The organism is Kangiella profundi, from assembly GCF_002838765.1.
Taxonomy (GTDB): Bacteria; Pseudomonadota; Gammaproteobacteria; order Enterobacterales; family Kangiellaceae; genus Kangiella; species Kangiella profundi.
This window is the reverse complement of the sequence record NZ_CP025120.1, coordinates 900,781-927,317: the sequence shown is the minus strand read 5'-3', so window position 1 is coordinate 927,317 and position 26,537 is coordinate 900,781. Positions and strand designations below refer to the sequence as shown.

27 protein-coding genes and 1 tRNA gene are annotated in these 26,537 nt (G+C 44.3%); 18 read left to right on the top strand and 10 right to left on the bottom strand.

Going from position 1 to position 26,537, the window contains the following annotated elements; all coding sequences use genetic code 11:
* Positions 1–42 precede the first annotated feature (42 nt).
* Positions 43–1,107 carry a DUF2066 domain-containing protein gene (locus CW740_RS04440; protein WP_106646407.1) on the bottom strand — a complete coding sequence of 355 codons (1,065 nt, stop codon included), beginning with the start codon at positions 1,105–1,107 and terminating at the stop codon, positions 43–45.
* A 260-nt stretch (positions 1,108–1,367) separates the two neighbouring features.
* Here CW740_RS04440 and CW740_RS04435 point away from each other — a divergent pair, with 260 nt between their 5' ends.
* From CW740_RS04435 to CW740_RS04410, 6 genes are all read left to right on the top strand, one after another.
* Positions 1,368–1,970 carry a hypoxanthine-guanine phosphoribosyltransferase gene (locus tag CW740_RS04435; protein WP_106646406.1) on the top strand — a complete coding sequence of 201 codons (603 nt, stop codon included), beginning with the start codon at positions 1,368–1,370 and terminating at the stop codon, positions 1,968–1,970.
* 158 nt (positions 1,971–2,128) lie between these two features.
* Positions 2,129–2,794, top strand: a complete 666-nt coding sequence (locus CW740_RS04430) for an OmpA family protein (protein WP_106646405.1) — start codon at positions 2,129–2,131, stop codon at positions 2,792–2,794.
* A 170-nt stretch (positions 2,795–2,964) separates the two neighbouring features.
* The gene (gene purM, locus CW740_RS04425) at positions 2,965–4,002 is read left to right on the top strand and encodes a phosphoribosylformylglycinamidine cyclo-ligase (protein ID WP_106646404.1); all 1,038 of its coding nucleotides are present in this window, start codon (positions 2,965–2,967) and stop codon (positions 4,000–4,002) included.
* Between the two features lie 14 nt (positions 4,003–4,016).
* Positions 4,017–4,637: a phosphoribosylglycinamide formyltransferase gene (gene purN / locus CW740_RS04420; RefSeq protein ID WP_106646403.1), complete on the top strand. Its 621-nt coding sequence runs from the start codon at positions 4,017–4,019 to the stop codon at positions 4,635–4,637.
* Complete coding sequence (locus CW740_RS04415; RefSeq protein ID WP_106646402.1) at positions 4,597–5,382, top strand: DUF3108 domain-containing protein; 786 nt, start codon at positions 4,597–4,599, stop codon at positions 5,380–5,382. Before purN ends, CW740_RS04415 begins: the two co-directional genes overlap by 41 nt.
* A 22-nt stretch (positions 5,383–5,404) precedes the next feature.
* Positions 5,405–5,821, top strand: a complete 417-nt coding sequence (locus CW740_RS04410) for a hypothetical protein (protein WP_106646401.1) — start codon at positions 5,405–5,407, stop codon at positions 5,819–5,821.
* A gap of 70 nt (positions 5,822–5,891) precedes the next feature.
* On the opposite strand, the gene dcd is transcribed toward CW740_RS04410, so the two are convergent.
* Positions 5,892–6,458 carry a dCTP deaminase gene (dcd, locus tag CW740_RS04405; RefSeq protein ID WP_018625615.1) on the bottom strand — a complete coding sequence of 189 codons (567 nt, stop codon included), beginning with the start codon at positions 6,456–6,458 and terminating at the stop codon, positions 5,892–5,894.
* Positions 6,459–6,523: 65 nt separating this feature from the next.
* Positions 6,524–7,612 carry an iron-sulfur cluster carrier protein ApbC gene (apbC, locus tag CW740_RS04400; RefSeq protein ID WP_106646400.1) on the bottom strand — a complete coding sequence of 363 codons (1,089 nt, stop codon included), beginning with the start codon at positions 7,610–7,612 and terminating at the stop codon, positions 6,524–6,526.
* 178 nt (positions 7,613–7,790) lie between these two features.
* On the opposite strand from apbC, the gene metG reads away from it, so the two are divergent.
* Together metG and CW740_RS04390 are read left to right on the top strand one after the other, a co-directional pair.
* A complete protein-coding gene (gene metG / locus CW740_RS04395; protein ID WP_106646399.1) occupies positions 7,791–9,815 on the top strand; it encodes a methionine--tRNA ligase in 2,025 nt (674 codons plus the stop codon).
* 40 nt (positions 9,816–9,855) lie between these two features.
* Entirely contained in the window at positions 9,856–10,374 is a 519-nt protein-coding gene (locus CW740_RS04390; RefSeq protein WP_106646398.1) for a hypothetical protein, read from the top strand.
* 93 nt (positions 10,375–10,467) lie between these two features.
* Here CW740_RS04390 and ggt read toward each other — a convergent pair whose 3' ends face one another.
* Complete coding sequence (gene ggt / locus CW740_RS04385; RefSeq protein WP_227523896.1) at positions 10,468–12,225, bottom strand: gamma-glutamyltransferase; 1,758 nt, start codon at positions 12,223–12,225, stop codon at positions 10,468–10,470.
* Positions 12,226–12,422: 197 nt separating this feature from the next.
* Here ggt and CW740_RS04380 point away from each other — a divergent pair, with 197 nt between their 5' ends.
* The 3 genes from CW740_RS04380 to CW740_RS04370 are packed head-to-tail and all read left to right on the top strand — an operon-like array spanning position 12,423 to position 14,624.
* A complete protein-coding gene (locus CW740_RS04380; protein ID WP_227523895.1) occupies positions 12,423–12,740 on the top strand; it encodes a chorismate mutase in 318 nt (105 codons plus the stop codon).
* A gap of 7 nt (positions 12,741–12,747) precedes the next feature.
* On the top strand, positions 12,748–13,737 hold the full coding sequence (gene ubiU / locus CW740_RS04375; protein ID WP_106646396.1) for a ubiquinone anaerobic biosynthesis protein UbiU: 990 nt from the start codon (positions 12,748–12,750) through the stop codon (positions 13,735–13,737).
* 5 nt (positions 13,738–13,742) lie between these two features.
* Positions 13,743–14,624, top strand: coding sequence for a U32 family peptidase (locus CW740_RS04370; RefSeq protein ID WP_106646395.1), 882 nt, complete (start codon positions 13,743–13,745; stop codon positions 14,622–14,624).
* On the opposite strand, the gene ubiT is transcribed toward CW740_RS04370, so the two are convergent.
* The gene (ubiT, locus tag CW740_RS04365) at positions 14,594–15,136 is read right to left on the bottom strand and encodes a ubiquinone anaerobic biosynthesis accessory factor UbiT (protein ID WP_227523894.1); all 543 of its coding nucleotides are present in this window, start codon (positions 15,134–15,136) and stop codon (positions 14,594–14,596) included. The genes CW740_RS04370 and ubiT overlap by 31 nt on opposite strands.
* A gap of 301 nt (positions 15,137–15,437) precedes the next feature.
* Between ubiT and rsxA the strand changes: the two genes are divergently transcribed.
* Genes rsxA through nth form a run of 7 tightly spaced genes read left to right on the top strand, consistent with a single transcriptional unit; the run spans position 15,438 to position 21,239 of the window.
* Entirely contained in the window at positions 15,438–16,019 is a 582-nt protein-coding gene (rsxA, locus tag CW740_RS04355; RefSeq protein ID WP_018625604.1) for an electron transport complex subunit RsxA, read from the top strand.
* A gap of 8 nt (positions 16,020–16,027) precedes the next feature.
* Positions 16,028–16,615: an electron transport complex subunit RsxB gene (gene rsxB, locus CW740_RS04350; protein WP_106646392.1), complete on the top strand. Its 588-nt coding sequence runs from the start codon at positions 16,028–16,030 to the stop codon at positions 16,613–16,615.
* Positions 16,615–18,213: an electron transport complex subunit RsxC gene (gene rsxC / locus CW740_RS04345; RefSeq protein WP_106646391.1), complete on the top strand. Its 1,599-nt coding sequence runs from the start codon at positions 16,615–16,617 to the stop codon at positions 18,211–18,213. The genes rsxB and rsxC overlap by 1 nt, the downstream gene beginning before the upstream one ends.
* Complete coding sequence (rsxD, locus tag CW740_RS04340; protein WP_106646390.1) at positions 18,210–19,286, top strand: electron transport complex subunit RsxD; 1,077 nt, start codon at positions 18,210–18,212, stop codon at positions 19,284–19,286. Before rsxC ends, rsxD begins: the two co-directional genes overlap by 4 nt.
* Positions 19,276–19,917, top strand: coding sequence for an electron transport complex subunit RsxG (gene rsxG, locus CW740_RS04335; protein ID WP_106646389.1), 642 nt, complete (start codon positions 19,276–19,278; stop codon positions 19,915–19,917). Before rsxD ends, rsxG begins: the two co-directional genes overlap by 11 nt.
* The gene (locus CW740_RS04330; RefSeq protein ID WP_106646388.1) at positions 19,910–20,611 is read left to right on the top strand and encodes an electron transport complex subunit E; all 702 of its coding nucleotides are present in this window, start codon (positions 19,910–19,912) and stop codon (positions 20,609–20,611) included. The genes rsxG and CW740_RS04330 overlap by 8 nt, the downstream gene beginning before the upstream one ends.
* The gene (nth, locus tag CW740_RS04325; protein WP_106646387.1) at positions 20,604–21,239 is read left to right on the top strand and encodes an endonuclease III; all 636 of its coding nucleotides are present in this window, start codon (positions 20,604–20,606) and stop codon (positions 21,237–21,239) included. Before CW740_RS04330 ends, nth begins: the two co-directional genes overlap by 8 nt.
* A gap of 438 nt (positions 21,240–21,677) precedes the next feature.
* Here the strand turns inward: nth and CW740_RS04315 are convergent.
* The 5 genes from CW740_RS04315 to cysD all read right to left on the bottom strand — a co-directional run bounded on the left by CW740_RS04315 (position 21,678) and on the right by cysD (position 26,517).
* Positions 21,678–21,754, bottom strand: a tRNA-Val gene (locus CW740_RS04315).
* 52 nt (positions 21,755–21,806) lie between these two features.
* Positions 21,807–22,403 (bottom strand): adenylyl-sulfate kinase, encoded by a 597-nt coding sequence (cysC, locus tag CW740_RS04310; RefSeq protein ID WP_106646385.1) that lies wholly within the window; start codon positions 22,401–22,403, stop codon positions 21,807–21,809.
* A gap of 18 nt (positions 22,404–22,421) precedes the next feature.
* Positions 22,422–24,170, bottom strand: a complete 1,749-nt coding sequence (locus CW740_RS04305; RefSeq protein ID WP_106646384.1) for an SLC13 family permease — start codon at positions 24,168–24,170, stop codon at positions 22,422–22,424.
* A 17-nt stretch (positions 24,171–24,187) separates the two neighbouring features.
* The gene (gene cysN, locus CW740_RS04300) at positions 24,188–25,609 is read right to left on the bottom strand and encodes a sulfate adenylyltransferase subunit CysN (protein ID WP_106646383.1); all 1,422 of its coding nucleotides are present in this window, start codon (positions 25,607–25,609) and stop codon (positions 24,188–24,190) included.
* Positions 25,609–26,517 carry a sulfate adenylyltransferase subunit CysD gene (gene cysD, locus CW740_RS04295; protein WP_106646382.1) on the bottom strand — a complete coding sequence of 303 codons (909 nt, stop codon included), beginning with the start codon at positions 26,515–26,517 and terminating at the stop codon, positions 25,609–25,611. The genes cysN and cysD overlap by 1 nt, the downstream gene beginning before the upstream one ends.
* Positions 26,518–26,537 lie beyond the last annotated feature (20 nt).

The following is a 26,537-nucleotide window of genomic DNA, read 5'->3' as shown; positions in this document are numbered from 1 at the left end:
TTATTGCATTTCCCTTTCTATTTATTATAGCTGAACGACTGTCTAACCTCGCCAGCTAAAACTATATCGCCCATTTAATCCCTGGTCAGTTGGGATGCGACGCAGATTATTCCCTATATTGATGGCATCAATCAAGTTTTGTGGTGAAGTTAACACTTTTACTTCGAACAGAACCGCATCAGCCTTAACCTGTAGAACCTTCACTGACTCCGTCATTCCCAAGTTTGCAAGGTAGTTACGAACACCAGCATACGCCTCAAGATCATGAATATTATCCACATAGATTTCGACCGCTAATACCTCACCCGAGAATACCACCGCCAAACGTGAAGCCAGTTTATCAGCAACCTGATCTACAAGATCAGCCACAAGCTGCTGTTTACTGGCAGCGGTACTGGAAATATTTTCAACTGAGCCACCCAGCTCCATAGACCAACGGCCAAACCACTGTTCCCCACTCTGTGATAGCTGACCAGTAACTACATAATCCGCATTGTAACGCTCAGACGCCCTTTTGATTGGCCCAGTAAAACGGCCCCAGATATCACCAACCGTAACTTGCGACTTATCTTCCAGATCCATCAATGGCAATATAACAGGAAGTCCACGACGACTGGCGGCACGATTTAAGGAAATCGCCACCGCATCATTTGCATCAGTTGCTACCCTGCGGCTTCCATTTTCTTCAATTGCAATCCAGAAAGCTCCGGATGGCCTATTTTCAGACCAGACAGGCTGAGAAGCGTCCTGCAAAATTTTCTTCACTGCCTGACTGTCGAATGTCGCAACCAGCAATAAAGGCTTTTCGTAAACCATCTGCTCAGCCGCACTTAGTCGCTTGTAGGAATATTGGCGCATGTAGTTTTGTGCATTTGGCAAAGCAGCCTGAATCTCTGAATTATAAACAACATCTTTACTACCGCTAACGCGAATCAGGACTTCCGCAAAAGCATTAGTCATTGCTTTCTGACGAACAGTTGTAGACTGGCTTTCAACGGGCCAGCTGGCAGAGTAGAGATCAGCAATTCGCTCAGCCTGTGCAGGGTGGATAAATAAGCTTGTCATTAACAATGCGAAGAAAGAACTTTGTTTTAAAAGACGTCTCATGAATCTAAGTTCCTGTTTTAATTATCTTTTCGTTACCTGATTCAATAAATATATCTATAGAAAAACAGGCAATAGGGTTATTTCCCAACAATGGGGGCATTTTATCAGTTTTTACTAATCACGCCAGGCAATTAGCCCAGATAGCCGTTACAGTCTGTTAATAGTTCAGGCCAAGTCACTTTTTTGCAATGGATTGCTCACTTGCAGTTACCTATAATATCCCCAGTTCATACACTTCACACTCAGGCATAGCCTTAATCATGGCGAAAGATAACAATATCCAAAGCAAGCAAGTTCAAACGGACAGCGACAAACACTCTACCCCTTACCCAGAAAATATTTTTGAGCAAGCCGAAATCATTGTCAGCGAACAAAGGGTTGACGAGTCTATCAATAAACTTGCTCAACAGATAAATACTCAGGACTATTCTGCACCATTACATATTTTTTGCATCATGAATGGCGGCCTCTACTTCGCTGGACAGCTTTTACGCCTGTTAACTATTCCTGTATCCGTAAGCTACTTACACGCCACTCGATATGGCGACAAAACTCAGGGACAGAAATTGCAATGGCTGGTCAAACCGAAAGCCGAAGAGATCCATAATCATCACGTCATGCTGCTTGATGATATTTTTGATGAGGGCATTACTCTGGAAGCAATTGCCAATGAATGCCTTACTCTCAAACCCAGAAGCCTGCAATGCGCGGTACTGGTTGATAAAGAACACACCAGAAAGCCTTTATCCGGATTTGCCCCTGACTTTGCCGGATTAACCGTTCCTGACCGCTATATATTTGGTTGTGGCATGGATTTCAAAGGCTTATGGCGAAACTTACCGGCTATTTATGCCTTAAAATAAGGCGCTTTATTGGCAATATTGAGGAACAATTCACACAACCTTCTTTGTTTTACATAAAATACAAAGATACGCTAATAAGTCACTGTTAATTCAGTTAGTATTCATTCTGATGATCTATGATGAATTTATGTTTTTGGGGAACCCGAGGAGAATCTAACATGAAAATTTCGACCCCTTTTATGAAAACAGTAACGGCTGCAATTGTGGCAGCAGCAATTGGTGCAGGCTGTACAACCTTTGACCCATATACAGGTGAAGAAAAAACCAGCAATACGGTTAAATATGGAGCTATTGGTGCCATTACCTGTGGCCTGATAGGTGCAACCCGCGACAGTAAAAGTGCCCGTAATGCAGCTTTAGGCTGTGGTGCAATTGGTGCCGGTATCGGTGCTTATATGGATAGCCAGGAAGCTGAGCTTCGCGAAGAGCTGGCAGGTACTGGTGTTGGTGTACAGCGTGATGGCGATCAGATTCACCTAATCATGCCTGGTGACATTACGTTCCAGACTGACCGCTATGCGATTGATAGTGATTTTTACCCTGTTTTAGACTCTGTATCTAAGGTTTTGTATAAATTTAAAGACACAAACCTTGAAGTTGCAGGCTTTACTGACTCTGTGGGTAGTGATTCTTACAATCAGGAGCTATCTGAAAAACGCGCTAATAGCGTAGCTTCTTACCTACGTCAGCGCGAAATTCCCAATAACCGCCTACGCGTAGTAGGTTATGGTGAGCGTTACCCAGTTGCTCCAAATGAAACTGAGGCAGGCCGCGCGAAAAATCGTCGCGTTGAACTGACCATCACCCCAGATCCACAAAACTAAGTAGTTCAACTATCAAAAAGCGGCTTCGGCCGCTTTTTCTTTGCCTGTTAGCCATTAAGTTAGTGCTTTTTTCAAGACCACTCCTTTCTATCAATAGCCGCATCTAGTAAAATTAGCGCAATTTTTGACGGGGTCTAATGACCCGAGCCAACTTTTATCTAGGAATTCAAATGAGCGACAAAAAATCCCTGAGCTACAAAGACGCAGGTGTGGACATTGATGCAGGTAACGCCTTAGTAGACCGAATTAAAGACGTCTGTAAGAAAACATACCGTCCTGAAGTGATGGGAAGTATTGGTGGCTTTGGTGCATTATTCGATTTGCCCTCAGGTTATGAAGAACCGGCACTTGTTGCGGGTACCGATGGCGTAGGCACAAAACTACGTCTTGCTTTGAATCTTAAAAAGCACGATACCGTGGGAATCGACCTGGTTGCCATGTGCGTCAATGACCTGGTTGTTCAGGGTGCGGAACCGCTATTCTTCCTTGATTACTATGCTACCGGCAAATTGGACGTAGATATTGCAGCAGATGTGGTCACAGGCATTGCTAATGGTTGCGAACAATCTGGTTGTTCTCTTATCGGTGGCGAAACCGCAGAAATGCCTGGCATGTATGAAGGCGATGACTATGATTTGGCTGGATTCTGTGTTGGTATCGTTGATAAGAAAAAAATCATTGATGGCAGCAAGGTTAAATCTGGTGATGTTCTGCTAGGTCTTGCATCAAGTGGCCCACACTCAAACGGTTATTCATTGATTCGTAAAATCCTTGAAGTCAGCGGTGCAGACGTCAATGCGGAATTTGAAAACGGCAAAACCTTGGGCGAAACACTGCTTGAGCCAACCCGTATATACGTAAAGCCTTTGCTACGCCTATTCAAGGAAGTAGAAGTTAAAGCCATCTCCCATATTACTGGCGGTGGTCTACAGGAAAACTTACCTCGTGTTATGCCTAAGAACAGTAAAGCCATGATCAACACTAGTGCATGGCAAATGCCTAAAGTTTTCCAATGGCTTCAGACAGAGGGTAACGTTGATCGCCATGAAATGCATCGTACCTTCAACTGCGGTATCGGTATGGTCTTGGTGGTTAGCAAGGAAAATGCGGAAAGAGCATCTGACCTGTTACAAACTCTAGGTGAAACCGTTTACAACATCGGTTATATCGCGGCTCGCGATGGTGATGAAGAACAAGTTGTTCTTTAAACCAGTTCGTAGCCATGTCGAACATCGTTGTTCTCATTTCCGGCAACGGAAGTAATCTTCAGGCCATCATAGATAGCGTCAAGAACGGCGCTATCGAAGGCCGCATATCTGCAGTAATCAGTAACAGACCCGGCGTTTTCGGCCTTGAACGAGCTGAAAAGGCCGGCATCCCTGCAATAACTGTCGATCACACCAAATTTACCAGTCGCGCTGATTTTGAACAGGCCCTTTCCCAAACTATCGACCAGTATCAGCCCGATGTACTTGTGCTGGCAGGATTTATGCGTATCCTTAGTTCAGAGTTTGTTCAGCATTACCTGGGCAAAATGCTTAACATCCATCCGTCTTTATTACCTAAATACCCAGGACTCAATACCCACAGACGAGTACTGGAAAATGGTGATAAAGAGCACGGAACCAGTGTACACTTTGTGACGGCCGAATTGGATGGAGGCCCCATCATTGCACAACGGAGCATACATGTTACAGCAGATGATACAGAAGAAAGTTTACAGCAAAAAATTCAGCAGCAAGAGCATAAGCTATACCCCGAAGTGGTCAGCTGGCTCTGTAACGGGCGCGTGCAATTCAAGGATGGCAAAGCCTGGCTGGATAACCAAGTCATCTCTATTTAATAATTCTTTCAGTGCGCTTATATCAGGCGCGCTGTTATTCCTGTTCATTTCCTTTATTTCAACAGCAACGGCTGACCCCCTGACAGAATCAACTCAGACGGAACTTAAAGCTATCAAACCCTACTCTATCCAATACGATGTCATTCATGATGGTGATAAACTCGGCACAGCCAAGCGTACTTTAGAACAACTGAGTAATGGTCAGTGGCAATCCTCTATGGAGTCAAAAATAAGCTACTATCTGTTGTCTGACAAGCGCAGAGAAACCAGCCGCTTTGAGGTTGTAGACGGCATTATTCGACCCATTCATTATCAAAGCCTGGCTGACACCAGCTTTCGTTCGGATAGAACCTTGATTCAAAAATTTGACTGGGATGCCATGCGTGAGCAAGGCTCGTACGAAGGTAAAAAGTGGGACATGCAACTTCAAGAAGGCTTACTTGACCCACTAACAGAAGTATTAGCCGTCCGAGAAAACCTGATGGCACAAATACCCTTGCAGCCCATTGATATCAGCTATAGAGGGGGCATTCGCCATCATGACTTTAAAGTGATGGGTGAAGAAACCCTCAAACTCAAGCAAGGCGAGATACGTACGGCTAAGTTACAGCTGGTTGAAAAAGAAGGAACACGTATCACCAATTTCTGGTTTGCAATAGACCATGACATGCTATTGGTACAAATCCAACGAATCAAAGACGGTGAAGAGGAAGCGAAACTGGTTGCGACTGACTGGAAACTTTAAGGAATAGTTTTAAGGAAAAGCAATGTTAAAAAAAGAACTTTTAATAGGCTTACTAGCCATGGCGTCTTGCTACTCTGCAGTCGCAAGTAACTACAACAAAAACGATGCTCTAAGCATTGATAAAGCCATTACTCAGGACATTGATTTTCAATTTCCCAATGATGAAAACACCTACCCTGACATTAGCGACTTTGAAGTGGTTAATTACGTAACCATGAGCAATGAACAGGGTGATCGACGAGTTACTGTCACACTGACTAACCGTTCGAGCGGTAACCGAATATTTGTCAGCGAACAAATTATGGCATTATTTGCCAATGGTGATCGGTTAAGTCCTATTGAAACAAAGATCACTTTCAAAGGCCGGGAAACACAAACCTTAACCTTGAGTTTTGGCAACCACCATTACCCAATTTTAAAAGTCTATACACAACAGTAGATAACTTATCACACACACAAAAAAAGCCAAAGACATTCAATCTTTGGCTTTTTCGTATTTAAATCTAACTCTATGTTTTAGGCAGTGTAACTCCACGCTGCCCCTGATATTTACCCCCACGATCCTTGTAGGATGTTTCACACACTTCGTCTGACTCATAGAACAACATCTGGGCGACACCTTCATTGGCATAAATTTTTGCCGGTAACGGCGTAGTGTTTGAGAACTCTAGTGTGACATGCCCTTCCCACTCTGGTTCAAGTGGTGTTACGTTAACGATAATACCGCAACGTGCATAAGTCGATTTACCGAGACACACCGTCAACACATTGCGAGGGATACGGAAATATTCAATGGTCCGCGCCAGCGCAAAAGAATTGGGTGGAATAATACAGACATCGCTTTTGACATCAACAAAGCTGTTTTCGTCAAAAGCCTTGGGGTCAACAATCGCTGAGTTAATATTAGTGAAAATCTTGAACTCATCAGAACAGCGCACGTCATAGCCATAACTTGACGTTCCGTAAGACACGATGCGGTGGTCGCCATTGTAACGTACCTGACCAGGCTCAAACGGCTCAATCATTCCCTCATTTTCCGCCATTCTGCGGATCCACTTGTCTGCTTTAATTGTCATAGTCGTTTCTCTTTAAGTACTAATTCTTAGCCGTGTTCTTTTGACATTGGCTTATTCGAATATCATCAGTTGTTATCAATAGTGATGGTCGGAAAATCTGCTCTAAACTCTTTCTCTTGTAGCGACAATTTAGCAGCAATGCGTTGCGCTATGTCAAGATACAGGTGACTTTCCGTGCTCGATGGGTCTGTAGCGACGGTCGGTTGACCGCTATCCGCCTGCTCTCGGATGGATAAAGCGAGTGGCAAACTACCCAAAAGCTCAACGCCAATTTCTTGTGCCAGCTTATCGCCACCACCTGCTCCAAAGATATGCTCCTGATGACCGCAGTTTGAACAGGTGTGCATAGCCATGTTTTCAATCACGCCAAGGACAGGTACTGACACCTTATTAAACATGGTCACCGCTTTGCGCGCATCTGCCAGCGCAATATCCTGTGGGGTCGTAACCACCACAGCCGCTGTAACAGGTATCTTCTGCGCCATAGTAAGCTGAATATCACCAGTGCCAGGCGGTAAGTCTATAATGAGATAGTCCAGGTCGCGCCATTGAGTGTCATTAATCAACTGCTGTAACGCACCACTGGCCATAGGTCCGCGCCAGACCATTGCCTGCTCAGGCTTGACCAGATAACCAATAGACATGGATTGCAAACCATGATTCTCAACAGGCAGGATCGTCTTTTTATCAGTACTTTCTGGGTGTTTACCCTGCAGTCCGAGCATGATCGGAATGCTGGGGCCATAAATGTCGGCATCTAAAATGCCGACATTAGCCCCTAAATGACTTAAAGCCAGCGCTAAATTCACCGAAGTGGTGGATTTACCGACACCACCCTTACCCGAAGCCACAGCAATGATATTTTTAATATCAGGCATTGCCTGTACTTTAGCAGGATGAGCATGAGCTTCTACGCGCCACGAACTCTTGATAGCAACCTCAGCTTCAGGAAATTGAGATTTCAGGAATTCGCTAACTTCCTGTTCAAGCTGTTGCTGATAATCACCCAGCGGGAAACCAAATTTGAGTGACAAACTGATAGTGTTGCCTTCAACCTCAATCTTCTTAATGGCTTTGGCGCTGATAAGGTCAGTATTCAATTGGCTGAGCTCAAACTGGCTCAGAGCGTCGTGGATCTGCTGTTCAGTGAGCATTGTGCTAATCTGTCCGGCTTATTTAAAAAAGTGGCTCAAAGTCTAAGTCTTTTAGGGCCGAAAACCAAGCCACAACATGACATTTGAGCGAATTAGTTAATGAAAATTTGACCCAAAACAAGTAGTATTCACGGCTAAGTAAGAAATCACAAAACCAATTTCAGGACTCTATTTTAATATGAGCTCACAACGCAAAATTCTTGTTACCAGCGCCCTTCCTTATGCCAATGGCGATATTCACATTGGCCACTTGCTGGAATATGTGCAAACTGACATCTGGGTACGCTTCCAAAAATCTCGTGGCCATCAGTGTATTTACGTCTGCGCTGACGACACTCACGGTACGCCTGTCATGTTGCGTGCACAAAAAGAAGGCAAAACTCCCGAAGACTTCATCAAAGAAAGTCATCAGGCTCACGCCCAGGATTTTGCAGACTGTCTAATTGGTTTTGATAATTTCCATAGCACTCATAGCCCAGAGTCCAAAGAGCTGACCCAGGGCATTTATCTGAAGCTGAAAGAGAATGGTCATATCAGCTCCAAAACCATCAATCAGTTATTCGACCCTGAAAAGGAAATGTTCCTGCCAGATCGTTTTGTCAAAGGTACCTGCCCCAAATGTGGCTCAGAAGATCAATACGGCGACAACTGCGACTCCTGTGGCGCAACTTACAGTCCAACAGAACTAAAGAATCCAAAGTCAGCAGTATCTGGTGCCACTCCAATTTTAAAAGAATCTGAGCACTTCTTCTTCGATCTTAAAGGCTTCGAAGGATTTTTACGTGAATGGCTAGGAACCGAAAGCCATGTTCAGCCAGAAGTTCAGAACAAAATGAACGAATGGCTGGACGACCTACGCCAATGGGATATTTCTCGCGATGCGCCCTATTTCGGTTGGGAAATTCCGGGTGAGAAAGGCAAATACTTCTACGTATGGTTGGATGCACCGATTGGTTACATGGCCAGTTTCAAGAATCTGTGCGACAAGCGTGATGATTTGAACTTTGATGATTTCTGGGGCAAAGACAGCGACGCAGAGGTTTATCACTTCATTGGTAAAGATATTATCTATTTCCATACCCTATTCTGGCCGTCAGTGCTTGAGGGTTCAGGTTACCGTACTCCAAGCGCTGTCTGGGCTCATGGTTTCGTAACCGTCAATGGCCAAAAAATGTCTAAGTCAAAAGGCACCTTCATCAAGGCCCGTACTTACCTGAACCATTTCCGCCCAGAGTTTTTGCGTTATTACTATGCGGCGAAATTATCGAACCGCATTGATGACTTCGATCTCAATCTAGAGGACTTTGTCCAGCGCGTTAATTCGGATCTGGTCGGAAAGCTGGTTAATATCGCCAGCCGCTGTGCCGGATTTATCACCAAACAATTTGACGGCAAACTCAGCGACAGCGTTATTGAGCCGCAGCTGATAAAAGAATTTACTGAGGCCTCCGAAGAATTAGCCAAACATTACGAAAACCGTGATTTTGGTCGTGCCGTAAAACAGATTATGGCTCTTGCCGACAAGGCCAATGCTTATATTGCTAATGAAGAGCCTTGGAAACTGGCCAAGAATGATGACACCAAAGAAAGAGCTCATCAGGTCTGTAGCCTTGGCATCAATATGTTCAAAATCCTAAGTACCTATTTGGCACCGGTATTGCCTGAATTGGCTGACAAAGTACAGGACTTTCTAAAGCTGGATAGCCTGAACTGGGCAAGCGCTCAAGAAGTTTTAACCGGACATGAAATCAATAAATTCAAACCGATGATGCAACGCATCGATATGAAACAGGTCGAAGCTATGATTGAAGATTCAAAAGAAGACTTAGAAGCTGAAGCAAAACCTGAAGCTCAATTAGATGATCCAATAAAAGAAGAAATTCAGTTTGGTGACTTTGACAAAATTGATTTGCGCATCGCTAAAATTGCAAAAGCCGAACATGTTGAAGGTGCAGACAAACTGCTAAAACTACAACTAGATTTAGGTAACGGTGTCACCAAACAAGTTTTTGCCGGCATTAAAGCGGCCTACGATCCAGCAACTCTTGAGGGTAAGTTAACCGTCATGGTTGCAAATCTTGCGCCACGCAAGATGAAGTTTGGTCTGTCAGAAGGCATGGTACTGGCAGCAGGACCAGGTGGCAAAGATCTGTGGATTCTTAACCCAGATGAAGGCGCACAACCAGGCATGCGAGTAAAATAATTAGCAAGTAAAGCAGCTTAGAAAATAACAGGAAATACTCATGACAGTAGCAGCAACAGAAACATTGCAAACAGGTAACACTCAAGAAGTGGTCACCACCTTTGCGAGTTATGGCTCAACCTGGGCGCTCTACATCGCTTTGGTCATATTGATGGTTGCCATCATCTGGTACGCCATCCGGAAATGGCACTTTTCTATCAAATGGTTAGTTGCATCTATTATTTTCGCAGGAGCATTAACGCCTGGACATCCAGTGGATTATGCTGAAACCTATTCACCCTTGGTGCTTAACTCTGTCGTCCTACTGTTCGATGGTGATACCGCAGGATTCCTCGCTGGCGTAAAAACCATTGTCTGGGTATTTATTGCTATTTTTGCAGTAGGGCTGGGCACATGGTTTGGTTTCAAGTTTTGGCAAAATAAACAGGCACAAAGCGGCAATAAGCCAGCTCATCAAAATGCCGCTGCAAAGCCCTCTGAAAAGAAAATGGCAACTCCGGTAGAGCCAACTTTAGGTGATGACAGTTCTGACACTTCTGATAAAACTGATAAAGCTTAAATACCGGTCACAAAAAAAGGCGAGCTGAGCTCGCCTTTTCTTTTTAAATTCAAAACCACTTTTTAAATCGATAAACAACTCAAAAAGTCCGGCTTAATACCCCGCTGCTTCTGCGTTTGGTCGGCGCGGATCCGCAGAACCGTAAATATAGTCTTCAACCTGGATTGACTGAGTGCTGCCCATTGTACTTGAGTCATACAACTCATAGCCTTTGGCTTTCAGTAATTCACGTGTGTCATGATTAATCGCAGGCTCAACAAACAACCGATCAGGTAGCCATTGATGGTGGAACCTTGCCGTGTGAGTTGCTTCTGCCACATTCATCTCATGGTCGATAACATTCACCACCATTTGGAGTACTGTGGTAATGATTCTACTGCCGCCGGGACTGCCAGTGACAAGCTTTACTTTGCCATCTTTGAAAACCATCGTAGGGGTCATAGAGCTCAAGGGGCGTTTATGAGCTTCGATTGCGTTGGCTTCACCACCAATCAGACCATAGGCATTGGGAGTACCAGGCTTAGCCGAGAAGTCATCCATTTCGTTGTTTAGCAAAATTCCGGTGCCAGCAGCAACTATCCCAGAACCATATGAAAAGTTGAGAGTGTAGGTGTTAGAAACTGCATTACCCCACTGATCGACTACCGAAAAATGTGTGGTATCAGGACTTTCATATTTTGGCTTTGTACCCGCCTCTATGGCACTTGAAGGCGTGACTTTATCGAGCTTTATGGTCTTAGCCAGCTTACTTGCATACTCTTTGCTGGTCAGCCATTCGATAGGGACATCGTAAAAATCGGTATCGCCAAGATGCTTGCTACGATCAGCATAAGCTCGCTTCATGCTTTCTGTCATCACATGAATGGAATTGGCCGAGTTAGAGCCCATATCTTTAAGAGGAAAATGCTCAAGAATATTCAGCATTTGAATCAAGTGCACACCACCCGAACTCGATGGAGGCATGGTCACGATCTGATGGCCACGGTAGTCACCAATTAATGGCTTACGCACAACCGGCTTATAATTAGCCAGATCTTCCATAGTAATCAGGCCACCATGCTTGTCCATATCGGCAGCGATCCGCTTGGCAATTTCTCCTTTATAAAATGCTTTTGAGCCATGCTTCTGTAATTGTTTTAACGACCAGGCCAAATCAGGTTGCTTAAAGATTTCCCCTGCTTGATAGGTAGAACCATCTTTTTTATAAAAAGCCTTGCGAGTCGCTTCATTGAGCATACGGCTACTACGGCGCTCCAGATTATTGGACAGGTCCCAAGTCACCTCAAAGCCATTCTCTGCCAAATCAATTGCCGGCTGAATAACATCTTTCCACTCCATAGTTCCGTATTGTTTCAGAGCTAACTCCATACCTGCAACGGTGCCCGGTACGCCTGCCGACAAATGGCTAAAACGAGCTTTTATGGGATTCACACTGCCATCAGCATTCAGAAACAGATTACGGTGAGCTTTAGCAGGAGCCATTTCACGATAATCGATTGCCACGGTTTCGCCTGTCTCGGCAAGGTGAACCAGCATGAAACCGCCACCTCCCAAATTACCAGCACGTGGCAGAACTACCGCCAAAGCTAACGACGTAGCCACCGCAGCATCCACAGCATTGCCACCTTTACGCAAAATGTCGCGACCAACACGACTGGCTATATATTGCTGCGACACCACCATGCCTTTTTCTGCCACCACCGGATGATGGATGCTTTGGTAATCAATAATGGCGGGGGCTTCCCTACTTTCTGAACTGGCATAGGCTGAGAAGCTCACCGTCAAAGTCACAAGTAGGCTAATGAAGGTATGAAGAACTAGACGAATCATAGTAATCACAATTAAATTCATTCAAAGTTGCGGTCAGTGTAAACCAAATTGAAACAAAGTCGAAGGCTATGTCCTTTACTCACTCTATAATGAGACTTGAGCTTGATGAGTTACGCTCAAAGCTACCAATTCAATCAGAATAAAAACATCTCCTTTTGTTTGATTCATATCAAGGGCTTTAACTAAAGCTACACCTAGAATGTGCCCATGAATGAGTTATGCCTATAGCTTTTAAAGTGCCGGGGAGAAATACCATGATGCCACTTGATCAATTACGCTCACAGATAGATACCATTGATGAACAGCTGTTGAGTCTTCTAAAGCAACGCTCTCAAGTTATCGATACAATTTCCGATATTAAAGGCGAGCTAGGTTTGCCGCTGCACTGTCCGGAGCGTGAGCGACAAATAATCAACAGTATCTGTTCCAGAAACCCTACTCTTTATCATCAGTTGGATCTGATCTGTATTTTCCGCGCCATATTCAATGCCAGCCTGAATCTTCAGCTGCTCAAAAATACAAAACAGGCAGGGTAAGAGTCTCATGGAATTAGTATGCCCCGCAGGTAATTATCCTTCATTAATCAAAGCAGTTGATCAAGGTGCTGATGCAGTATACATAGGCTTCAAAAATGAAACCAACGCTCGCCACTTTTCTGGTCTTAACTTTAGCGAAAAGCATCTGCACAAAGGCATCGAATACGCGCATAGAAACCATTGTAAAGTCTACTGTGCCATCAATACCTATCCTAGAGAGCAAGGTTGGAAAACATGGGCATCAAGTGTCGATATGGCGATGGGGATTGGTATTGATAGTCTGATCGTTGCAGATACTGGCGTCATGGACTATATACGTACTAGATCTGATGAATTTCCAATCCATTTGTCCGTGCAGGCCTCAGCAACCAATCTTGAATCACTGAATTTTTATCATCAGAATTTTGGCATAAAGCGCGCCGTTTTACCGCGCGTTTTATCCTTAAAGCAGGTCACTCAGTTAGCACAAAAATCACCGGTGGAAATTGAAGTATTTGGCTTTGGCAGTCTTTGCATCATGGCTGAAGGCCGTTGCTACTTATCTTCCTATCTGACCGGAGAATCGCCCAACACACAAGGCGTCTGCTCGCCCTCTTCTCATGTACGTTGGGAAGAAAAAGATGGCGTGTTAAAGAGTCGATTAAACAACCTGCTGATTGACCAATTTGAAGAAAGCGAAAATGCAGGCTACCCGACATTATGCAAGGGCCGTTTTGATGTTGAGGGCAATATCGAGTACGCCCTGGAAGAACCGACCAGTTTAAATACCATGGATATTTTGCCAGAACTTCATCAGGCTGGCGTCGTCGCGATAAAAATAGAAGGTCGCCAGCGCAGTCCAGCCTACATTGAAACTGTGGCCAATGTCTGGCGCAAGGCGATTGACTCAGCTCTCAAAAACTCAGCGCAACCCACCGAACAGGATAAACAGAAACTCACCGCACTTTCAGAAGGTCGCCAGACAACAATTGGCGCCTATGAACGTTGCTGGCAATAGCCATTATGAAAACATCACTCGCAGCCGTCCCTTATTTCTGGACCAAACAAGCCTATCAGGACTTTTACCTGCAAGTTGCTGATACCGATATTGATACCGTCTATCTTGGCGAAACCGTTTGCTCTAAACGTCGAAGCATGACAATGCAAGACTGGATAGAGATTGGAAGCCTGTTAGCCAGCAAAGATAAGCAAGTGGTTCTTTCAACCATGACCTTGCTCGAAGCAGAGTCAGAATTGAACTACCTGAAAAAAATTGTCCAGCAAGGTGACTTCCTGGTTGAAGCCAATGACATGTCAGCGATACAGGTAGCCAATCAAGCTAGCAGGCCATTTGTCGCTGGTAATGCCATCAATATCTATAACAACCAGTCCTTAGGCCTGTTCAATAGATTAGGCATGACCCGATGGAACATTCCTGTTGAGCTTGGTCAGGAAGATCTGAAGCCGGTAATACCTCAGGCCAAAGCACTCGGTGTCGAACTGGAGTATCAGGTCTATGGACGAATGCCACTGGCTTATTCGGCGCGTTGCTTCACAGCACGCCATCACGATCTGCCGAAAGATCGCTGCCAGTTTAAATGCAAAGATGATGTCGAAGGCATTCCTGTCAGAACTCGTGAAGGCGACAGTTTTGCACAGATCAATGGGATTCAAACCCAGTCTGGCAAAGTCAGTAATCTACTCAATCATTGGCAAAAGCTTCACGCAGCCGGAATTGACTATGCACGGATTGTACCGGTAGCGCCTGACACTACCCTGCAGGTTATTCAGTCTTTAACCCATGCCATTGCATGCAACCAGCCTCAAGTAGATTTTACTGATGACACACGTGAATACTGCAATGGCTACTGGTTTCAGATGGCCGGTCTTGAGATGATTGCCTGATATTTCTGCAATATTGTCTTGATCAATTTTGGAATGGTATCTGGTTCCAAAGTGTCCAAAGTATTTTTAACATGGTGTGCCAACTCGGTATCACCACCAATGGTCAGCTTACGTTGGAAAAATAAGGTATCCGGATCAATATTCTGCTGGACTAAATCAATCGCATCGGCAGCAAACACGGATAAACGGGCATCAGCATCCGATGACTCCTGAGCGACCTGACGGCACACGAACTGATGATTTCTGAATCCGATCGTTGTAAACAATTGAGCATCCCTGATTTCAACCAATAACCATTTACCCGTCAGATAGTCGAAATCACCATCTCCAATCTGCTCCTGTAGCACACGATTCAGAACTGCCTCTATAAGCTTTCGGTTAATCACTTGTGGTACAAAACTGATACAAGAACCCAGTTTTTGTGGAGCCAATAATGCTGCTAATTTAGGTTGCAATGTTGCTGTTATTTTATCAGCAAAGGAAAGATGACTGAGATTTGTTAGTTGACTCATAAATTGTATTAGCTCGTGAAATTGATTCATTATAAGAATTGTCTGGCTAATACAGCATGACCTTGATCATGTGGGAAGAACAGAACCAACACATGGCTGGTGCAAGCCATGTCCTGCACCAGGGATACCCGAAAGCATACTATATACCCTTGATCCACATCATTTCCCTTAAACTTTCTATGGTTGTTTAGAAACCAGCGATCCCTCATAATATGCAGTCATTCGAGGGCAAGTTTTGCTAATTGCCTGTTTCGATTCACTCCGTCGCGAAAATTGCGCAAAAACAAGGTGTTATCAGCTGATGGGCGAGTATTTGCTGCTCTTTATCGGTACCGTTTTGGTCAATAATTTTGTTCTGGTGAAGTTCCTTGGGCTTTGCCCATTTATGGGTGTCTCCGGAAAACTGGAAACGGCCATTGGTATGTCAGTGGCAACCACCTTTGTTCTGACACTGGCTTCCGCGCTAAGTTACATCGTCAACACCTTTATTCTTGCTCCTCTTGGCATGGAATATTTACAAACACTTTCCTTTATTTTGGTCATTGCGGTTATGGTGCAATTGACTGAAATGATTATTCACAAAACCAGTCCTATTCTTTACCGATTACTGGGTATCTTCCTGCCTTTAATAACAACCAACTGTGCCGTGTTAGGTGTTGCCCTGCTTAACGTTAATGAGGCTCATAATTTCGTACAGTCAGTAATCTATGGATTTGGTGCAGCAGTAGGCTTTTCACTAGTACTTATTTTGTTTGCCGCCATGCGTGAGCGTCTTGCTGCTGCTGATGTGCCACTACCATTCAAGGGCGCGTCTATTGCGATGATCACTGCTGGACTTATGTCGCTTGCATTCATGGGCTTTTCTGGCCTCGTAAAACTATAAGGTAACCCATGGATTTACTGGTAGCAGTTATTATTCTTGCTGTGCTTGGCCTTATCTTTGGAGCCATTCTCGGCTTTGCCTCGGTAAAATTTAAAGTAGAAGGCGACCCTATCGTTGATCAGATCAACGATATCTTGCCGCAGACTCAGTGTGGGCAGTGTGGCTATCCTGGCTGTAAACCCTACGCAGAAGCAATAGCCAATGGCGATGAAATAAATAAATGTCCACCAGGCGGAGAAGCTGGTGTTAAAGCTCTTGCTGATTTGCTCGGACGAGAAGTTATTCCACTTGATGAAGAACGTGGCGAGGAAAAACCTCCTCGCGTTGCCTACATTCGTGAAGATGAATGTATTGGTTGCACCAAATGTATTCAAGCATGTCCGGTCGATGCCATTCTTGGCGCACCCAAATTAATGCACACCGTAATAATTGACGAGTGTACCGGCTGTGACTTGTGCGTAGAGCCTTGCCCAGTGGATTGTATTGATATGATAGAGATCCCACAGACAGTTGCGACCTGGAAATGGCAACAACCTGAGCAGATGAAATTAAATCAGATACCTATTAAACAGGTTTTTAGTAAGGAGAGCTCTTGATGGAACGCTCCGGCTACAAATCTGAAATTCCGATTTTTGAATTCCACGGCGGGATTCACCCCGAGGAACATAAACTTGAGTCTAATCAGACACCAATTCAAGAGATGACTATACCTAAACAATTAGTCATCAACCTCAAGGGACAAGCCGGAAATCGTTCAATACCCGTTGTTAATGTGGGGGACAAAGTATTAAAGGGACAGGTTATCGCAGAGAGCGACGGTATTTTCAGTACCTTCCAGCATGCACCAACCTCAGGAATTGTTGTAGCAATTGAAAAGCGCCCTATTGCGCATCCATCTGGCCTTGATGACTTATGTGTGGTCATTGAAACCGATGGCAAGGATCAATGGATTGAACTTTTCCCTAAAAAAAATATTCTAGAATTGGAACGAGCAGAAATGCTCGCTCACATTTGCGAGAGTGGCATTGTCGGACTGGGTGGTGCCTCATTCCCTACTCATATTAAGCTTAAGCGTGAATCAGGAATTGATACCCTCATCATCAATGCCGCAGAATGTGAGCCATATATTACCTGTGATGATCGCCTGCTCCAGGAGCGGGCGACAGACGTTTTAAAAGGCGCACAAATCATTAGTCATCTGTACGATGATATCAAAATCATTGTGGGTGTTGAGGACAATAAGCCCAACGCGATCGATGCTCTGGTTGATGCACGTAAACAGTTAGAAATGGACACTGTCAAAATTGCAGTGGTACCTACCAAATATCCAAGTGGTGGCGAAAAGCAACTTATCCAATTACTGACGGGCAAAGAAGTTCCACATGGTGGTTTACCAGCTGATTTAGGCCTGGTCATGCACAATGTGGCGACCTGTGTTGCAATCTATGAAGCTTTCGAGTTTGGCAAGCCCCTGATATCACGAGTGGTAACACTTACCGGCGAGGCCTGCAAAAAGCCTGGTAATTATGAAGTACCTTTTGGCACACCGGTTGAACACTTGATGTCATTCTGCAATGCCACGAATCCTGGTGTATTGGTAATGGGTGGCCCCATGATGGGTTTTGAATTACCGAACCATAAAGTCGGTATCGTCAAAGCAACCAACTGCATTATCATGGCAGCGCCCAAAGAACTTAAACATGACCATATCGCTCTGCCCTGTATTCGCTGTGGAGCATGTATGGATGCCTGCCCAGCTTCACTGCTTCCGCAACAACTGTACTGGCATGCTAAAGCTGATGAATTTGAAAAAGCGGAAGAATATGATCTGTTTGACTGCATAGAATGTGGCGCCTGTGCTTATGTCTGTCCTAGCGATATCCCATTAGTGCAATACTATCGCTATGCCAAATCGACCATTCGCAATCAGAAAGTTGAAAAGACCAAAGCTGATAAAGCTCGCCTGCGTCATGAAGCACGACAGGAGCGACTGGAGCGAGTCAAAAGAGAAAAAGCAGAAAAGCACCGCAAGGCAGCCGAAGCCAGACGCAAAGCTGCCGAAGCGGCTGGCGAAGATGATGCTAAAAAAGCAGCGGTTGCCGCAGCATTAGCTCGCGTAAAAGCCAAGAAAGCACAACAGGATGATTCGGAAACAGATAACAAAGCCAATGACCAAAAGGATACTGACGCATGAGCCTGATTTCTTCGCCATTTGCTAAGAAACCAACATCAGTCACTGAACTGATGCTGTGGGTAGTCTTTGCTACGCTCCCGGGCTTATTTGCATTGGTTTACTTCTTTGGATTTGGCGTAATCATCAACCTGATATTGGCCTGTACCACAGCTCTTGGGACAGAAGCTTTAATTCTCAAAGTTCGTCAACGCCCAGTATTACCCATATTATTTGATGGTAGCGCCTTTGTAACAGCCTGGCTGTTAGCTCTCGCCTTACCTCCACTTCTTCCTTGGTGGATGACGGTAGTGGGTGTTGCTTTTGCCACCGTATTTGCAAAACATGTTTATGGTGGGTTAGGTAATAATCTCTTTAACCCGGCAATGGTTGGTTATGTTCTACTACTAATCTCGTTTCCCCTTGAAATGACATCCTGGCTACCACCTGCTGAACTTGCGCAGAATCCGGTCGGTTTTATTGATGCGCTATCCTACATTTTCACCGGTACCAGCATGGGCGGCGAACCAATTACTGCAGCTCGATTGGGCGTTGATGGATTTACCATGGCGACGCCTCTTGATCATGTAAAAACGGAATTAGCTCAAGGTTATCGACTGGCCGAAATTGAAACACACGCCGTTATCAGCGGTCTATCAGGTTCCGGCTGGCAATGGGTCAACATTGGATTTCTCGCTGGCGGCCTATTCTTGATGTTCCGTAAAGTTATCGGTTGGCAGATCCCAGCTGGCGTTCTGCTGGGCATGGTCACCATGTCATTCGTTTTATTTGCCGGGAACAGCGACCACTTTCTTTCGCCCAGCTTCCACCTGTTTGCTGGCGCAACAATGCTTGGCGCTTTCTTTATTGCCACAGACCCTGTCACGGCTTCGACCACTCCGAAAGGTCGTTGGATATTTGGCCTGGGAATTGGCGTGATTACCGTTATCATCAGGACCTTCGGCGGCTACCCTGATGCCATTGCTTTTGCTGTTCTGCTTATGAATATGACAGTGCCAATGCTCGACTACTACACCAAGCCAAAAGTCTATGGCCACAAAGTAAAACGTCAGCAGGGGGATACCGATGCTCACTAAAATGATCAGCAAGAACGGGTTAATCCTGGCGATCTTTGCGGCAGTTTGCGTGGGTCTTATCGCGGTAACCTTTTACATTACCCGTGACACCATAGCAGGTGAAATGGAAGCCGCTTTAGCCCGAACTTTAAATCAGCTTGTATCAGAAAACGAATACGATAATGATGTTTATCATGACTGTACTTTAATACAGGACGCAACAACACTGGGCTCCAAGAACCCCCTGAAAGCTTATCGTATGCGCAAAGATGGCGAGCCTATTGCTGTGGTCATGGAATCAATAGCTCCTAACGGTTACAGTGGAAAAATCGCCATGGTGGTTGGTATTTATCAAGATGGCACCATTGCTGGAGTGCGGGTAACGGATCACAAGGAAACGCCAGGACTTGGTGACAAGGTCGACTCCAAGAAAAGCGACTGGATTTTGGGTTTCGAAGGGAAATCGTTGAGTAATCCAGAGATTGAAGGCTGGGCTGTAAGCAAAGATGGTGGACAGTTTGATGCCTTTACCGGTGCAACGATAACTCCTAGAGCGGTTATACAGCAGGTCGCAACGACATTAGAGTTCTTTGAAGATAACAAGCAGCAGCTTTTTGAAGGACCACAAAACTGTGGAGGAGCTAATGATTAATTCCGAACACAAAACGATCATCAAAAATGGGCTATGGGATAACAATCCGGCTCTAGTTCAACTGCTGGGCCTTTGTCCTCTATTGGCAGTCAGCAACACCTTCATTAATGGTCTAGCCCTTGGTTTAGCCACAACCTGGGTACTGGCTGGCTCAAATGCTTCCGTATCGCTGGTTCGCAATTATATTCCTAAAGAAATTCGCATTCCTATTTTCGTGATGATGATTGCCAGCTTTGTGACCAATGTTGGTTTAATCATGAATGCCTTTACCTATGAGCTATACCTGACACTGGGCATTTTTATTCCTCTGATAGTAACCAACTGTGCCATCATTGGTCGTGCTGAAGCCTTCGCTTCTAAAAACAAATTTTTCCCATCGTTACTAGACGGGGTTATGCAAGGATTAGGCTTTACCGCGGTTCTTTGCACACTGGGCGCCCTTCGTGAAATGATTGGCCAAGGTACCCTGTTCTCGGGCGCAGAGCAGCTATTTGGTGACTGGGCCAGTGACTTGACTATTTCATTCTATCTAACCGACTCTACATTCCTGTTTGCCATACTGCCGCCGGGAGCCTTCGTTGGTCTTGGAATTTTAATTGCCATCAAAAATGGTATTGATAACAAACGTGCAGAACGGGCAAAAGCTACCAAGACGTCACCAATCAAAAATGAAGAGGCCTTGGGACATGAATAAAGCTAAGCGCCAGGAGATTTTTGAGCGACTGCGTGACAATAACCCAAACCCAACAACCGAACTCGAGTATAACTCAACCTTTGAGCTGTTAATAGCAGTCATCCTTTCTGCACAGGCAACAGACGTCGGCGTAAACAAAGCAACTCGCAAGCTATTTCCGGTAGCCAATACCCCGGAAGCTATTTATGCCCTTGGTGAAGAAGGCCTTAAAGAGTACATCAAAACAATCGGGCTGTTTAATAGCAAAGCCAAAAATGTGATTTCATGCTGCAAAGATTTGATTGAAAAGCACGATTCGGTAGTTCCTGATAACCGTAAAGACCTTGAAGCCTTGGCTGGCGTCGGACGTAAGACAGCAAACGTTGTGCTAAATACAGCTTTCAGACAACCCGCCATGGCAGTCGATACCCACATATTCCGCGTATCAAACCGAACCAAAATTGCCCCAGGCAAAAACGTTAGACAGGTTGAAGAAAAGCTCCTGAAGTTCGTTCCCAAAGAATTCCTACTCGACGCCCATCACTGGTTAATCCTTCATGGCCGTTATACCTGCCTAGCTAGAAAGCCCCGCTGCGGTAGCTGCATCATTGAAGACTTGTGTGAGTTTAAAGACAAAACCAGCGATTAATTTACAGGTAACGCACCCTCTCTAGGTATGTCATTCTGAATTTAATTCAGAATCTGCTCTTTTAGTCTCCATTTCTTTCAAATATAAAAAAACCGTGACAAGCAAGGCTTTTATAGATTGGTAGTCATGTAGGCTAGAATGACTTAAATCAAACTTCCTGGGAACTCGTCATCCCGTGGTTTAACCACGGGATCCAGTGACTTTAAATTTAAAGTTAACTCCAGAAGTCAAAGACACCTTAAAACACTTTATAACCGAAATGGTTGCAAAGAATTACTATCGCTAGTGGACTACTTGGGCTGTCCTGCTCTCGCCCTTCGGGCCAGACTAAAGTCTGTTCAAAGTCGCTCCCGACGACTTTATCAAACCACCTTCGGTGGTTCTCGTCCATTTCTTTCAAGTACAAAAAAACCGTGACGAGCACGGCTTTTTTAAATTTGGTAGTCGCGAGTGGACTCGAACCACCGACCCCCACCATGTCAAGGTGGTGCTCTAACCAACTGAGCTACGCGACTATTTTGAGAGCGGGAATTCTACCATATTCTTTTTGCGGTTCAAGCAATTATTTTAGGATATAAAGCCGTTAGCTCCTAAATGCTGTAGAACCTGCTGTGCCAGCTCGTCTATTGAATATTCATCAGTTTTGAGATGAATCTCCGGGGCTTCGGGAGCTTCATAAGGAGAGTCCAACCCAGTAAAGTTCTTGATGTCCCCTGCTCGTGCTTTTTTATACAGTCCCTTGGGATCTCTTTGCTCACATACTTCTAAAGGAGTATCAACAAATACCTCAATAAAATCACCACTTCCATGTAAATCACGGACTTGTTGGCGGTCTTGTTTAAAGGGCGAAATAAAAGCTGATAACACTATAAGACCAGCATCGGTGAAAAGCTTAGTCACTTCCCCAATACGTCGAATGTTCTCAACGCGATCCTCTTCGCTGAAAGACAAGTCTTTATTAAGTCCATGGCGAACGTTATCACCGTCTAAAAGATAAGAGTGGTTACCATTTTCAAGTAATAGTGATTCAACAGCATTGGCCACTGTTGACTTACCCGAACCAGATAGACCCGTAAACCAAAGTACGCAAGGCTTCTGATTCTTCTGCTTGCAACGGTCTTCATGAGTCACATTATGATGATGCCAAACGATATTTTCTGTCATGAAAACTCTCTCCTAAATTCACGAAAATGGAAACACTATCGGTATCATGACTAAAGCCACAATGGTAAAGCTTAGCGAGACTAACCAACCGACTTTTGCAAAGTCTTTAAAGCTGTAGCTGCCTACATTCATTACCATCAGATTAGTTTGATAACCATATGGGCTAATGAAACTTGCAGAAGCACCGTATGCAACTGCCATAACAAATGGCATGTAGTTTACACCGATAGACTCTGCCAAACCAAAGGCTACAGGAAACATCAGGGCAGCCGCGGCATTGTTGGTTACCATTTCGGTTATGATCCAAGTTATTAGGTAAATACTGATAAACGATAGGTAAATTCCGGTTAAGTCGTTACTACCCTGGATATCAAACAACCCTGTTACTGCTTTTGCAATTAAGGTCGCTACACCAACCTGGTTAAATACATCAGCAATTGCTAAAGCCGACGCAATTACCAGCCAAATTTCTAATGGTAATCGTCGTCTTACTTCTGTGGCACTAATGACTTTTGTAGCAAGAATAAGTATCAGATAAGCCATCATTGCCGTCAGCAAATTGACCAGCCCTATTGCCGCCAAAGTTATGGCCATGAAAAAACCAGCAAAAGTAATAACTTCCTGAGATATTTTTAAGGGTGGGTGCAGTTGAACTTTGTCTAGAAATATAAAGTTACGCTCAACGTTAGGCCGCTTATAAAAATCAAGACCAGTTGCGATAACGAGTTTATCTCCAGCTCGGATTTCCACTTCTCCTAGCGCGCCAGATAATCGGCCACCATTTCGTCCAATCGCAACAACCGCTGCGTCGAAATGCGCTCGGAAGCTACTTTGTTTTAAAGTGCGACCAATCAAAGTAGACATTGGACTGACAATAACTTCTTTGAGATGTTTATCCAGTAAACCTGAATCTTCCGCAAAAACGCTTAGTCCTTTTACACTAGCAAGCTGCTTTGCCAACTTTACATCACCGCAGTAAATCAGTAGATCACCCTGCTGTAATTCAAAGTCATGCTCAACCGGAGCAATAACCTGTTCACCACGAACAACTTCGACCAAATCCAAACCAGTAATCGTGGTCAAGCCAGCTTGGTAAACCGACTTACCAATTAGAACACTATCAGTTTCGATCCTTGCTTCAAGGAAATATTCTCGAGAAACGGTTCCAGTAATTTTATCCTCAGGTAGCCAGTAGCTTACGATAATGACCGCAACCCCACTAACTAATAAAATCATCAACCCAACAGGTAAAAAGTCGAAGAAATTAAAGCCAGGCTTTCCATAATCAACTAGGAAGCTGTTAACTACCAGGTTTGTAGATGTTCCGATAAGCGTCAGTGTGCCACCTAAAATGGCGAAATAAGATAGAGGTATCAAAAGTCGTTTAGCTGATTGACTCGAGTTATTCCGTACTGCGCCCATCAACGAGGCAACAATGGCTGTGTTATTTAAAAATGCAGAGCTTGCAGCTACTAACCCACCCATTTTTGCTAGCGTTATAAACTGACTTTTATTAAACAGATGCCGACTGATCCATGCAAGAGCACGAGTTCGCTCCAATGCTATCGAGCAAACCAGAAGTAATATTAATGTCAGGACTGCAGGATTCACCGCATGACTAAAAAATCGTTCAGCAGAAACGAAACCAGGAAAATAAAGAGCTAATGCCGCTAACGAAAAAAGCCATGCAGGCCGGGCCAAGTTCAAGACTAGCCCAACTAGCATGGCTATAATTATGCTAAAAACGTAAATTTGCTCTAGGAGCATAGCGTTCCCAACACTTTTTAGTTCGATTTTGATATATCTTTAGCACCCCAGTGTGGGAAATGCTTTCTTACAAATTGATTTAACTCCAACTCATAAGCACTAATCTCTCTGGGTTCACTGTCTTTCTCAGAGTCAGAAAGAGGCTCTTCAATCATACCAGCGCCTACAGTTACGTTGCTTAATCGATCAATAATGATAAAAGCACCAGTTTTGTGGTTCGAACGATAATCATCAAACATTACCTTCTCGCCCACTTCTAAATCCACCAGCCCAATTTCATTAAGCTCCAATTGGCCTGCTGGATGCTCGACCATGGTATTAACATCAATTCGATGATGAATCTTGTCGAACTCACCTGTCGTTAGCTTACTGTTAAACTTAATATAGTACTCTTTGTGCTCAGTCATTGGCTGTTCGTGCATCCAAACGACCTTAGCTCTCATCCTAGAAGAAACATGTGGTAGATTGTCTTTCTTTACAATCATATCGCCACGGCTGATATCTATTTCATCGTTCAACGTAATAGTCACAGCCATAGGCGCTGTAGCCTCTTCTAGCTCACCTTCGAAAGTAACAATTGATTTAACTGTTGATAGTTTTCCGGAAGGCAAAGCACGGATAGTATCTCCGACTTTAATGGAGCCTGAAGCAATAGTTCCAGCATAACCCCTGAAATCAAGGTTTGGACGATTGACATACTGAACTGGGAACCTGAAATCTTCCAAATTAATATCATGCGCGATTTCAGTGATCTCTAGATAGTGCATAAGAGGAGAACCTCGGAACCACTTCATGTTCTCACTTGGGTTTACTACATTATCGCCATCCAGCGCTGAAATCGGTACGAAACGAATGTCAGGAATATCCAGTGTGCCGGCTAACTTTAAATAATCAGCTTGAATTGATTTGTAAACTTCCTGAGAGTAATCCACTAAGTCCATTTTATTGACCGCTACGATTACATGCTTAATTCCTAATAATGAACAGATAAAGCTGTGGCGTCTGGTTTGCGTTTGAACTCCATAACGGGCATCGATAAGAATAATAGCTAAATCTGAAGTCGAGGCTCCAGTTGCCATATTACGGGTATACTGTTCATGTCCGGGAGTATCGGCAATAATAAATTTACGTTTATCAGTTGAGAAATAACGATAGGCAACATCGATCGTAATGCCTTGCTCTCTTTCAGATTGCAAGCCATCGACTAATAATGCCAAGTCAACTTTATCCCCCGTGGTGCCTGACTTTTTACTGTCTTCAGTGATTGCCGCTAACTGATCTTCAAAGATCATTTTGCTGTCATGAAGTAAGCGACCAATTAAAGTGCTCTTACCATCATCAACGCTTCCGCAGGTGATAAATCGTAACAACTCTTTGTTTTCATGCTGTTCAAGGTAACTAAGGATATCTTCTTGAATCAAAGGTGATGCATGAGACATTAGAAGTACCCCTCAATTTTTTTCTTTTCCATTGACCCAGAACTGTCTCGATCAATAACACGACCCTGCCGCTCTGAAGTCTTAGTTAATAACATTTCCTGAATAATGGCGGGAAGAGTGTCAGCTTCAGACTCAACCGCACCCGTTAATGGGTAACAGCCTAACGTACGGAAGCGTACCTTCTTCATCATTGGCTTTTCGCCCTCCTCCAATGGCATACGGTCATCATCGACCATAATCAAAGTACCATCGCGCTCAACAACAGGGCGCTCCTTAGAGAAATACAAGTCAGGAATTTGGATATTCTCTAAATAAATATATTGCCAAATATCCAGCTCAGTCCAGTTGGACAATGGGAAGACTCGAATACTTTCACCTTTGTGAACTTTTCCGTTATAGATATTCCATAGTTCAGGTCTTTGATTCTTGGGATCCCAGCGATGCTTCTTATCACGGAATGAATAAACACGTTCTTTAGCACGCGACTTTTCTTCGTCACGACGGGCACCGCCAAATGCAGCATCAAACTGATAGTGATCCAGCGCCTGTTTCAAGGCCTGAGTTTTCATGATATCCGTATGAGTAGCACTGCCGTGAGTAAATGGCCCAACATTCATAGCCAAGCCTTCTGGGTTTTGATGAACCAGTAGCTCAAAGTCATACTCCTTAGCCATTCGGTCGCGAAACTCAATCATCTCTCGGAATTTCCAGGTAGTATCAACATGTAATAATGGGAATGGAATTTTGCCCGGCGCAAAAGCTTTTCGCGCCAAATGAAGGAGAACTGATGAGTCTTTTCCCACAGAATACAGCATTACTGGTTTATCAAACTCAGCAACAACTTCTCTCATGATTTGAATTGACTCATATTCGAGCTGTTTAAGATGTGTAAGTGATTGATTATTCATTGCAAGAATTGACCCGATTA